Origin of the sequence: Akkermansia sp. UBA7090, from assembly GCF_002493465.1 — a bacterium.
GTDB lineage: Bacteria > Verrucomicrobiota > Verrucomicrobiia > Verrucomicrobiales > Akkermansiaceae > Akkermansia > Akkermansia muciniphila_A.
In genome coordinates this window covers 90,844-102,998 of sequence record NZ_DKYW01000025.1, presented here as the reverse complement: position 1 = coordinate 102,998, position 12,155 = coordinate 90,844, and the positions used below count along the sequence as shown (strand labels likewise).

At 55.0% G+C, this 12,155-nt stretch carries 9 protein-coding genes; 5 read left to right on the top strand and 4 right to left on the bottom strand.

The genetic code is table 11. From position 1 onward, the window contains the following. Positions 1-67: 67 nt before the first annotated feature. Entirely contained in the window at positions 68-1,927 is a 1,860-nt protein-coding gene (locus tag B3075_RS08755) for a 4-alpha-glucanotransferase (RefSeq protein WP_290487896.1), read from the top strand. A gap of 332 nt (positions 1,928-2,259) precedes the next feature. Here B3075_RS08755 and B3075_RS08750 read toward each other — a convergent pair whose 3' ends face one another. Continuing rightward, positions 2,260-3,111, bottom strand: coding sequence for a PEP-CTERM sorting domain-containing protein (locus tag B3075_RS08750; RefSeq protein ID WP_290492073.1), 852 nt, complete (start codon positions 3,109-3,111; stop codon positions 2,260-2,262). A gap of 421 nt (positions 3,112-3,532) precedes the next feature. Between B3075_RS08750 and B3075_RS08745 the strand changes: the two genes are divergently transcribed. Then, the gene (locus B3075_RS08745; protein ID WP_290488081.1) at positions 3,533-4,393 is read left to right on the top strand and encodes a 50S ribosomal protein L11 methyltransferase; all 861 of its coding nucleotides are present in this window, start codon (positions 3,533-3,535) and stop codon (positions 4,391-4,393) included. A 198-nt stretch (positions 4,394-4,591) separates the two neighbouring features. On the opposite strand, the gene B3075_RS08740 is transcribed toward B3075_RS08745, so the two are convergent. Then, positions 4,592-5,194 carry a riboflavin synthase gene (locus B3075_RS08740; protein ID WP_290488082.1) on the bottom strand — a complete coding sequence of 201 codons (603 nt, stop codon included), beginning with the start codon at positions 5,192-5,194 and terminating at the stop codon, positions 4,592-4,594. Positions 5,195-5,218: 24 nt separating this feature from the next. After that, positions 5,219-6,832: a putative Na+/H+ antiporter gene (locus B3075_RS08735; RefSeq protein ID WP_290488083.1), complete on the bottom strand. Its 1,614-nt coding sequence runs from the start codon at positions 6,830-6,832 to the stop codon at positions 5,219-5,221. Positions 6,833-7,055: 223 nt separating this feature from the next. Between B3075_RS08735 and B3075_RS08730 the strand changes: the two genes are divergently transcribed. Further along, complete coding sequence (locus B3075_RS08730; RefSeq protein WP_290488084.1) at positions 7,056-8,489, top strand: polysaccharide deacetylase family protein; 1,434 nt, start codon at positions 7,056-7,058, stop codon at positions 8,487-8,489. Positions 8,490-8,499: 10 nt separating this feature from the next. On the opposite strand, the gene B3075_RS08725 is transcribed toward B3075_RS08730, so the two are convergent. Further along, the gene (locus B3075_RS08725; protein WP_290488085.1) at positions 8,500-9,855 is read right to left on the bottom strand and encodes a DUF6056 family protein; all 1,356 of its coding nucleotides are present in this window, start codon (positions 9,853-9,855) and stop codon (positions 8,500-8,502) included. 421 nt (positions 9,856-10,276) lie between these two features. Between B3075_RS08725 and nuoD the strand changes: the two genes are divergently transcribed. Both nuoD and B3075_RS08715 read left to right on the top strand, forming a co-directional pair. Further along, on the top strand, positions 10,277-11,521 hold the full coding sequence (gene nuoD / locus B3075_RS08720; protein ID WP_012420649.1) for an NADH dehydrogenase (quinone) subunit D: 1,245 nt from the start codon (positions 10,277-10,279) through the stop codon (positions 11,519-11,521). A 49-nt stretch (positions 11,522-11,570) separates the two neighbouring features. Continuing rightward, entirely contained in the window at positions 11,571-12,152 is a 582-nt protein-coding gene (locus tag B3075_RS08715; RefSeq protein ID WP_290488086.1) for an NAD(P)H-dependent oxidoreductase subunit E, read from the top strand. Positions 12,153-12,155: the final 3 nt, after the last annotated feature.

The following is a 12,155-nucleotide window of genomic DNA, read 5'->3' as shown; positions in this document are numbered from 1 at the left end:
GGCGCTTACTGTTCCAACGGCTGACGAAGGTCTATCCGGAGGAACCGCTCAAGTAATGCGTTCTGATATGGATGAGAAAAGATTAGCCGGCGTAGTTCTGCCATTGTTTTCCCTGCGCCGTAGCAATGACCACGGCATCGGTGACTTGACGGCCTTGCGCCAATGGATTGACTGGGCGGCGGACGCCCATGTGGGGTTCCTTCAGCTGCTCCCCGTCAATGCCCTGGGCAGGGACGAATGCCCCTCCCCCTATTCCGCCATCAGCTCCGTAGCTTTGGAACCCCTGTACCTTTCCCTGGAACCCTGGACCATCCCCGGCCTGGAAGAACGCGTATTCAATGAAACGGGGGACACGCCGCCGTGGGAACAGCCCTCCGGCCCGGATCTGGTGGACTATCCCAAGGTCAGATTCTGGAAAATGTGGATTCTGCGGGGAGCCTGGAACAATTTCAAGACCAAGCCGGAATATGAATGCATCATGCCCAAATTCAGGGAATGGGTGAAAGAACAGGGAAGCTGGCTGGAAGACTTTGTCTGTTTTCAGGTCCTCTGCGACCTGTTCGGCACGGAAATCTGGTGGCGCTGGCCGGAACAGGATCCGGCGCGGGCCAAGGCCATTGCCGCCGATTACGAGGAGGAAAAGGACTTTGCCCGCTGGCTCCAGTGGCTCTGTGAAAAACAGTGGGAATTCATCCGTATTTATGCGGACGAACGCAATGTGAAGCTGATGGGGGATATCCCCATTGGCGTTTCCCTTTCCAGCGCCGACGTCTTTTTTGAACGCCACCTGTTTGACACGGAATGGTGCGGAGGAGCCCCGGCGGAAGGCAGCTATGCGGAAGACCCATTCACGGCCAAATGGGGGCAAAACTGGGGCATTCCGCTGTATAAATGGGATGTCATGGCTCAGGATAACTTCGCCTGGTGGCGCCGCAGGGTAAAGTACTGTACCAAGATTTTCAGCATGTACAGGATTGACCACATCCTGGGCTTTTACCGCATTTACTCCTTCCCGTGGAAACCTACGGAAAACGGGGACTTCCTGCCTCTTTCCCACGATCAGGCGGCCCAGAGGACGGGCGGGAGGCTGCCCGGCTTCAAGCCCCGCGGGGATGATAATGCTGCGGACCGCAACATGAACCTGGCGGACGGAGACCTGTATCTGCGCCTTCTGCTTTCCGCCGCTCCCGGCGTCAGCGTGGTGGGGGAAGACCTGGGCTGCGTTCCGGATTACGTGCGCCCGAACATGCGCCAGCTGGATATTCCCGGTTTCAAGATTCCTCACTGGGAAATCAAGGAGGACGGAACCATTACATCCGGACAGGAGTATCACGAATGTTCCTTTGCGGCGTTCGGAACGCATGACTTCGAAACCATCATGCAGACATGGAACGACAGCTACGCGAAAATAGAACGCGCCCGCAAGCTGGGACTGTGGGAGGACGGCTCCCCCAAAACGCCGTCCGGCCCGGAACAGGAAAACATCGTGCGCCAGGCGGAGGACGGAGCGCGCCTGCTGAAATGGTTTGCGGATTTTTCCGGCATGCAGCCTGAAACCTGGCTTTCCTGCTGGAACCAGGAAATCAAAACGGCCATGTACAACGCCCTGTTCCGTTCCCGTTCCCGTTATGCGGCCATTCTCTGGCCTGCCCTCTTCGGCATCAACAAACGCCTCAATATTCCCGGCACTACGGGAGGAACCAACTGGAGGGAGCGCATGCCCTTCAAGGCCGTGGAAGCATGCGGCATGCCGCAGACTGCTTGGCTGCGCACCATCATCGACGGCTCCGGCCGCATGCCGCTGCAGGGTGAAGACGCCATCAGGGCGCTCAAGGAATCCAGCAAACGCCTCTTCCCGAAAATCACCGTCAACAACGAACGCTTCCTGAAACGGATGCTGATGTGGCCAAACGGCAAATCCCTATAGCCAACAGCCGGCGGCCGCATCTTTTTCATCCCGTTACGGCGGTTTTTGGTCTTCCCTTCCCTGGGTAACAGGAAAAGATAATGGCTGACCAGTTCGGGAGGCGGAGGTTGGAGATACGACGCGCCCTTCCTTGTTGCCTTGGAGCCTGGGAGAAATTCAACGGGCCGGAAACACGCAGCAGACAAGCTCCACCCAAAAAAGGAACGCCAAGGCAATGGAACAAACGGTGTAGGCGAATCCCAACCTGCTCAACAGGTTCAAAATAAAAAACGCCGCTTTCCTGCCTGTATTTTCTGTCAGGAAAGCGGCGGGCTGAAAAATAATATATTATTCTATGCCAATCGGCGGCGGCGCATCATAAGAGCAGTCAGCCCCAGGAGGCTCAGGGAGGCTGTGGCAGGTTCCGGGACAACGGCCACATATTGGACATACACACCCTTCTCGTCAGTACCCAGATGATATTTGCCAAAATCCTCGGCTGTCGCAGTCAGCTCTCCTTCAGTAGAAGTCAGTGCGCCTCCATCGGTTCCAGTTATTGTCCCCGCTGCAAGGTTCCACGTTTGATAAAGATTTGTGTTGAAAGCTTCTTCTTCAGCCCCGCAAATCAAATACCTCTTTTCAAGACCATATGTAGATGTCGCTGTTACTATCCCGGTATTCAGGGAAGCGGAAATGGTCGTCGTGCGGTTATTGCCTTCCACCCCATTCATGGAGCCGGACATGTAATTGATCACGCCATGAACACCAAAAACCATGGAATGGTTGGCGCCCGGATCAAAGATATTGTAAACGTTCACCGTCCCGTCAATCCGGCTTGTGCCGTACGCAAACAGCGCATTGACGTTCAAAACGCTTCCTTCTCCCACATTGAATTGCCCGTCAAACCGGGGATTTTTGCTGGGAATTGATGAAGAAGGAGTTAAGTTTCCCAGAGAAACCGTTGCTCCGTCGGTTAGATTGAAAATGGTGGAAGAATTACCAAAGATGGAACCTCCGTTTTTTTCCCAATTAACGGAAGCGCCGCTGATGCTAATGGTATCGCCATTGCCCGGGACAGCATTAGTATCCCAGTTGGCCGCATCTGTCCAATTTTCAGTTCCTGCTCCACCAGTCCATGATACGGAAGAAGCGGAAGCGCTTCCTAACAAGGCAGCACTCATCAATAAAAACAATGATTTCTTCATAATCGATTTTACAATTAAAAAACCTAGACGGCTTTCGGATGTTAACGGATTATGAATCCGTATATAAAGGGAATCCTGGGATGGAAGGGCTTGCGGAATTTCCTGATGCCTTGGGCAGCATCACCTTTCCGTCGTGTGAGAAGAACTTTATCCATAAAGGGAGAGAAGCTTTTTCAAAAGCCGGCGCTCGAAAATAACAGGGTAAATAAGCATTAAATTGTTTTTTATCAAATTTGAGTGTTGACGGCGGATTCATAATTCGCGTCCACACTGGAAATAAAATTTATTATTAGTTGATATTTAATGTTTTTTCAAATAAATCAATTTCTTAACAATAGAATTCCACAGCCCAGAAAAGTGGAAACGCCGCCACTGGCAATCCATTCTTGCCTCCCTGCCGGAAAAATCCCATACTTTCTGCATGACATGGAGTTGGAACAAACTTTCCGCCGCCAAATGGGAAGACGCGTGGAGCGAACGCATCGCCGGGAATCCGAACGCCGTGATTACAAAAATCAAAGGGGGGAAAACGGTCCGAATTACCGTTTACTGCGATGATAAAGAAGACGCCCTGGCTTTGAAAAAATATTTTGGAGGAACCGTCCGGGAAGTCAGGACGCAGGACTGGGTGGCGGCCCAAAAGCGGGAAAAACGCCCTCCGCTCAAAATAAGAGACGCCCTGGTCATTACGGAACAGAGCTCTCCGGAAAATCTGGCCGCCCTGCGGAAGCAGTTCCCCTCGCGCAGCATCCTGAGCGTCCCCGCCGAAATGGCTTTCGGAACAGGAGACCACGCTACCACATCCACCTGCCTGCGTTTTATCTGCGACGTTGCCAAATCCCGCAGAAAAACATCATGGACCATGACGGACATAGGCTGCGGCACCGCCGTGCTGGCTATGGCGGCTCTGAAGCTGGGGGCGGAGCACGCCACGGCCTTCGACTTTGACCCCATGGCTATTGAAGTGGCCCGGCACAACATGGTCCGCAACGCCGTCACGGCGGAACAGCTGGACTTATTTGTGGGAGACGTCTTCGAATGGAAGCCTTCGGAATCCCAGCAGGGGGATCTTGTCGTCGCCAACCTGTTTTCAACTATCCTGCAAAGAGCTTTTCCGCATATCATTGCCGCCATGAAGAAGGATGCCGCGCTGATCATCTCCGGCATTCTGGCCTCCCAGTGGGAAGAAACGAAAGAGGCAGCGGAACGCCACGGGCTGTTCTTTGAACAGGTCGTCAAACGCGGCAAATGGATCACGGCAAAAGGAGGCATGGCCCGGTAGCAAACAGAACCTTCCGCATTTTTCTCCGCCCCCCTCCCACGGCCTTTCTCTCACCGGAACAGCAATGTCCCGGCTTCCTGTTCAAAAATCTCCGCAGCCCTTCCCTTCTTCTGCGGAAAACAGGAATGCCTTTTTATAGCCCGGCAGAGAAAAACCATCCCTGGCATGCCCGGCATTTGTTTCTCCTTACGGGCAGGGCTATCCTTCCGCACGTTCACGGGCAGAAAACAGTTTCTCTACATACTTGGCCAGCATATCCACTTCCAGATTCACCGGCTGGCCGGGAACGGCATCCTGCAAATTCGTTCGGCCGAAAGTATGGGGAGTAATCCAGAACTCCAGCAGGGAACCGTTCAAATTGGCTATGGTCAGGGAAATGCCGTCAATGGTGATGGAACCCTTGTCAATACAATAGCGGGTTAGTTCCTCCGGAATGCGCACCTCCAGACGGTGGTCCTGCCCTACGGGCTCCAGGGAGGCAATCGTGCCGGTATGATCCACATGCCCCATCACGAAGTGGCCGCCGAAACGGTCCATGGCGGACATGGCGCGTTCCAGATTAACCAGCCCCCCCGGCTTAAGGTTTCCCAGACTGGTGACGCGGAGAGTCTGGGAAAGAAGATCAAAGGAGATGCGTTCACCCTCCAGGGCATCCACCGTCAGGCAGCATCCGTTGACGGCAACGGAATCCCCCAGGGAAAGTTCACGGCCGAACGGAATGGCCAGCGTCAGCCGGGCTCCGCCGTTAATAGGCGTAAACCCTTCCACAGTTCCTGTTGTTTCAACGAGTCCGGTAAACATAAGAGTGACATTCCGCTCCGGGCCTTAATGGCCGAAGCAGGTGAAGAAAATGAACACGATGGCTGTGGGAAAAGCCGCCCAGGCGAACAGCCATAGGGGATTGATGCCCTTGAAGTATTTACCCAGAATGGCCTGCCCGGCCGGGTTGGGGGCGTTGGCGATGACCGTCAGGCCGCCGCCCGTCACAGCGCCCGCCACCACGGAATACTTGACGGCTTCCGGCAGGTTGGGAACCGTGGACGCCAGAAAGGTGACGGCGGCATTGTCATTAAATGCCGTCAGCAGCGTAGCCCCGACCATGGCGTAGTCCCCCAGCCGCGTCAGCACCGGTTCCAGCCACCAGGCCTGCACGCCGCCCAGAATGACCAGCCCCGCCAAGAAGAATCCCACCATGATGGGCACGCGCAGAGACATTTGGTTCTGGTATTGCGGCGTAGCCAGCGTAAAACCGATAAAGAACAGGAAACTGCCGATGAACATGACCGGCTCATGGGCGAAGAGAACCGTCCAGACCAGGAAGCAGACATGCGCCAGGGTCACCCACAGCGGTATTTTGTCATTGCGGTCTTCCCAGGACTGGGGAACGGCGTCGTCAAATTCGTCAAACTCTCTCTGCTGGGAAGCCAGGCGGGCGAACTCCCTGCGGAAAAGGAGAAAATACGCCAAATTGGAAATGACGATGGCGGAAACGGCCTTCCATCCGAAATGCTGGATCATGTGAGTCAGTCCCCAGTCCCACTTTTCCGCCACCATTACCACGGGCGGAGCTGCAAAATGCGTCAGGGTGCCCCCAATGGAAATATTCACGAAGAGCAGCCCCAGAGTGGCGTACATCAACGTTTTCTTCGGTTTGAGGTCGTAAAATTTCTTGCTTAGGATCAGGGCCCCGATCGTCATGGCGGCGGGTTCCGTAATCAGAGAACCCAGCAGGGGAGCCAGGCACATCACGGAAATCCACCACGCGCCCGGCGTGGCCTTCCCAAGCCTGGCGCCGCAGTTCACGACATACTCCGCCAGCTTGAAAATAGGGCGGGAGGAAGCGATAATCATGATAATCATCACGAACATCGGCTCCGTGAAGGAACAATCATAATTCAAGTAGGCGGAAAAATCCTCAAAGGAATAATATTTCCAGCACACGAACATAAAAGGGATAAGCCAGATTCCGAACACGGCTTCCACTTCTCCCAGGAAATGGAAAATGGCGGACGCGAAGGAAACCGGGAGGCGCTCTTCCGGATGCATCACGCGGAAATTGGTTTCCTTGAGCTTTTCCTTGTAGCGCAGGGCCAGCTTATGGGAATAACGCTCAAAGCGGCCGGCCAGAAACGTATGGATAATAGCCCCGAAGAAAACGAGCGTCACGGCCAGGTTGAAACCGCCGGACTGCTTGTTGCGTTCACTGAGCACCTGGTACAGGCCGGCATCCGGCGGCACCGGCTTGTACTGATTCAGGGGAATGGGAAAATGGCTGTACTGGGATTCCCCCCCCACTTCCGCGGCCGGATAGGCGGGAGCCGCCGCGCGGGCCGAAGCCTCACCGGCGGGAGCCCCCAGGAAAAAAGCGGCGGCAGCTATGATAGTGAGCAGACCCGCACGGCGCGCCAGAACTTTGAAGAAATGACAAATACAGATCATGTCTGCGGACAGACTAAACGCCTCTCCTTTCTTCCGCGAGCGGAAAATGAGTCTGCATGCTTTTTAACAGAAACGCGCTCAGCGGGAAAATCCAGACAGGCCCCGGAAAAACGCGCGCGGCATAGAACAGGCTGTCATGCCTGCCTGAGTTTAAGGTTGAACAGAAAACTTAAAAATAGTAGTTGCAGATATGCGCTCCGTCCCAGGCCTCCTCTCCGTTTTCTTGATCGCAGCCGGTGCTGCATGTGCGGAGCTTCCGCCCGACCTGCCGCCGGCGTCACCCCTTCCCCTTGCCCCCGGCCCGGTCATCGGGGGAACCGTCAAGGGAGACCCGGCCGCCGGCATCGTTCCCGTCAGAGACCTGATTGAAGCCAACCGCAAGGATGAATACATCCCCATGGCGGAACCCATTCCCGGAGAGACAGGCTCTTCCGCTCCCCAGGCGGAGTCCATCCCGAACGCGGAACCCATCCCCGGGGAAACGAACCTGCATGCCCCGGCACAACCTGCGGTGGCGCCCCTCGTCATCCCTTCCACGGCCTTTTCCTCCGTTCCGGTCCCTCAGCATGAAACCCGCGTAGCCATTCTGGGCTACCATGATTTCAGCCGCACCCTTCCCGCTACGGAGATGCGCATGAATACGGATGTGTTCCGCTCCCAGATGCGGGCGCTGAAAGCGTCCGGAGTGCCCGTCATCTCCATGAAGGAATTCCTGGAATGGAAACTGGGGGACAGGCGGCTTCCGGCCAAATGCGTCATGATCACCATTGACGACGGCTGGAAGAGCGTTTACACGGACGCCTATCCCATCCTGAAAGAAGCGGGATTCCCCTTTACCATTTTCCCATACACCAAATTCATCACGGGCCGCGGTTCGGCCATGAGCCCCGCCCAGATTCAGGAAATGCTGGATAACGGCGCCACCCTGGGCAGCCACTCCGTCAGCCACCTGTACCCGAGATCCTGGCGTGCCGCCCAGCGTAAAGGCGCCCAGGCGGTTCAGGAGCTGGCAACGGCGGAAATAGGCCATTCCCGGAAAATCCTTCAGGAAAAATTCCCCGGTTCTTCCGTGGAGGCCTATTGCTATCCGGGCGGCTTCATCCTGCCGGAAATGATCTCCAGGGCGGAAGAAGCCGGATTCCAGGCGGCCTTTACGGTAATCCCCAAAAAAGTGACCAAGGACACGGACCGCTGGCGGATTCACCGCTACATGGTCTTCGGCAAAGACCCTAAGACATTCACCAGAGCCGTGAATTTCAACGTTCCCTCCACTCCGGAAACTCCGGCTGCCACCCCTGGCGGCGGCAGCGGCAAAAAGCTGAATTCCTACCCGGCTCCGGCCCAGCCCGTTTATCCGGCAGCCAATACCGTGGTGAAAAACCAGACTCCCGATATATCCATTTCCCTGGCAGGGGAACCCTCCCTGGACCCCAGGCAGATGGAAATGCGCATCTCCGGCTTCGGCCTGGTAAACGCCCGGTACGACGCCAAGGAAAAAATTCTGAAATGGACTCCATCCCGTCCCCTGCGGTTCAGCCCCGTAACCGTCCAGGTCCGTTGGAAAAATCCTGCTGCCAACATGTGGCAGACAGCCACCTGGCAATTCGGCATTGAGGAACAGGAAATGCACTTCACTCCCCGGAACATCGTCAAATAGACATCTTCCCTCAGGGCTTTTTCACCACCAGCCCGCGGATGCCAAACCGGCGGTTGGTATCCGGCCCTCCCCAATTTCCATCCGTCCCGGACACTTTTCCCTCAAAGAAAAGAGGAGAAATGGAAGGTACTTCCGGTTCCAGATTCCCCTTTTGAAGAGCCTCATGAATCAACTCCTCTCTCTGGAAAACCAGAGAGCCTACATGATAATATTCCAGGACGAACATCACCCCAAACAGCAAAGTCGCACCGGCAAGGCATGCAGTTACCGCGCGCAGTCCACGCACCATGATTCCATTCCGGTACAATACGGAGAACAACACGGTTGACGCCGCTAAAACAGGCATGGACGACACGAACTGGACATGATGGGCGGGAATGCACACCGGAAAATAACAAACGGACATGATGAGCCCCAGCAACAATAAAAAAAGAAGATAAAAGAAGGATTCCTTCTCCTTCCTGATTACTTCCCGGCACCGCTCCATGCCGCTGAACAGCAAAAACCCCGTTAATACTGCGGAAACGGCATATATTTTACACAACATCCTCGCGTGGTAATAAAGCAATATCCCGAAAGACTCCGCATAAGCGCCAAAACCGCCCTTCCTCAAAACTTCACTCGCTCCCAAATCATGGCCAAGCCGCGAGTACAGCCCGGGGGCGGTAAATAGAAACAGGCCTCCCAAAACAACGCCGGCAAACCCGCACCATACATAAACGTCCACCCTGCGGTCCCGGAGCATGCCGACTGCGGCCATGATGCAAAACGCCGCCGCCATTCCCACCGTAGCCCCCTCATTGCAGGCGCCGCAGAAAATCCCATAAATCAGGCACCCTGAGGACAGACCCCATTGAGGGGAGGTCGTCCGCTTCCTCCACCTGATTCTGTAAATATTCATGAACCACACAATCAGACCTCCAGTCCACACATAATTCATGGACCCTGCGCGCGTCAGGCAGACATAATAAACGGTTACCCCGGCTGAAATGAACATGCTTAAAGCAAACAGCCATGTCCAGGCGCCGCACTCCCTCCGGAGATCGGGCATTCTCCCCAGAGCGAGCACATAAAGACCGAGAATGAGCGCAAGCACAAACACGGGATTCAAAACCGTCCAGACCAGCCGGGGAGCAGAAGTAATAAAAAACGTCGCCATCTCCCCCAGCCTGGGATTCCAATACAGGTAGCTGTCCACGCAGGCCTTCCAGACATGATGGATATGAAACTGCCCAAGGTACCCTGTCCTGTCGTGAATAAAGGAATCCCCGGCAATAGGGGAAAACCACGAAATAATATATAAAATAAATAATACTGAAAATGTTACAGCAATGGGAAAGACAAAAATTTTCCTCGGTTTCAACATACTTTTTTCCTAACGGATTGGGAATCCGCATATAAAGCGAATCTCGAAAAGGGCTATGCCGGGGAGGGGCGGCTACAAAGGAAAAAGATTCTCCTTTGCTGCGTTCGGACACGTCCACCCGTATATCCGGCAGACCTGATTGCCCAGACCTACCATTCGGAAATAACTGATCAAATTTGCATTAAATTATTTTTTCTCAAATTTGTAGGTTGACTCCGGATTCCCAATCCGCTTTTTCCCATATTCGGCAGGTTCCGGATAAAAGCTCATTATTAGAATAGACTAACATTCATCAGTTGAGGAGACTCCCGCACTACCTTCCCGGAATGCCAAAAAAACTGACATTTGGCTTGCCCGCATGGTGTGAAGTGGCATAATCATCCGGCACCATTATCAGGTTCAGCCAGGCACGGACATCCACATGAAGACGAGCACCAAAACTTTCGCCATTGCAGATACAGCCGCTAACGCAGACTATCTCACCAATACATCCGAACCGCTCGGAGAAACGATGACCCTGAACGTGGGCCCCTCCCACCCCGCCACTCACGGCGTGCTGCGCCTGGTGCTGGAACTTGACGGTGAAGAAATCATCAGCTGTGATCCGGTGGTTGGCCATCTGCACCGCGGGATGGAAAAAATCGGCGAAACCATCCAGTACAACCAGTTTGTCCCCTACACCGACCGTTTTGATTACCTGGCGCCCCTGTCCAACAACATCGCCTATGCCTGCGCGGTGGAAAAATTGCTGGGCTGGGAACTGCCGCCCCGTGGACAGGCTCTGCGCGTACTGGCCCTGGAGCTTTCCCGCTTTTCCTCCCACATCCTGGGGGTGGGCGTGTACGGCATGGACGTAGGCGCCATGACCGTTTTCCTGTACTGTTATGAGGAACGTGAAAAAATCCATAATTTTTACGAACAGCTCACCGGGGCGCGCTTCACTTCCTCCTACACCCGCATCGGCGGCCAGACACGCGACGTTCCCAATGAAATGCTCAAGGAAGTGCTCGTCTTCTGCGATGAAGCGGCCAAAACTCTTGATGAAACGGAAGCGCTCCTGCTCAAGAACAAAATCTTCATTGACCGTCTTCAGGGCGTAGGCGTCATCAGCCGTGAAAAAGCGCTTTCCTGGGGCATTACGGGGGCCAACCTGCGAGCCAGCGGCATTAAGCGGGACCTGCGCAAACTCACCCCCTATCTGGGATATGAAAATTACGAATTCGACGTCCCCGTAGGCGAACACGGAGACTGCTACGACCGTTTTACCGTGCGCATTGAAGAAATGCGCCAGTCCCTGCGCATCATCCGCCAGGTCATTGAAACCATGCCGGACGGCCCCATCAATATGGTGGACACCAAAGGCACGCTGCCAGAAAAGAAAAAAGTCCTGACGGACATGGAATCCCTGATTCGCCAGTTCATGACGACGACCATGGGAGTGAACGCCCCCGCCGGGCAGGTTTACTTTGCTGCGGAAAACCCGAAGGGAGAGCTGGGCTTCTTCCTGGACTCCAAGGGAGGCGGACTTCCCAACCGTCTGCGCATGCGCTCCCCCTCCTTCTGCAACCTGTCCATCCTGCCGGAACTGATGAAAGGCCACCTGGTTTCCGACGTTCCGGCCATTCTCGGTTCCTTCGACTTCGTGATGGGCGAATGCGACCGTTAAACACCCGCCACTCTCATCCACTTCAACGCAAACACCAAACTTTCTCCCCATGTCCGATTACGCTGAAAACGCCATCGACGCGACTATCGCCCACCAGCCCAGCCCGGGCGAACGGTTCTATCCGGCCTTTGAAGTAACGCCGGAACTTGACGCCGCCGCCAGCGAATACGTTACGCATTACCCGGAAGGCAAGCAGAAATCCGCCGTGCTGCCCATCCTTCATGAAATCCAGAAAAAGTTCGGCTTCATCAGCGGAGACGCCATCGCCTGGGTGGGTGAGAAACTGAATATCTCCGCCGCCCATGTTCTGGGCGTGGTGACTTTCTATCCCGGTCTGCGCCAGATGTGCCCCGGAAAAAACCACATCCGCGTATGCCGCACTCTTTCCTGCGCCATGGCGGGGGCGGACAGCCTGTTCGACGCCATCTGCACGCGTCTGAGCATTGACAAAAACGGCATCGACCATCACCACCCCATTGGAGTCAGCCCGGACGGCCTGTGGAGCGTGGAGGGAGTGGAATGCCTGGCCAACTGCGGCTTCGGCCCCAACATGATGGTCAACGACCTCCTGTACGAAAAAGTCACTCCGGAAGTGCTGGAGGAAGTAATCGCCAAATACCAGAACGCCTAATCC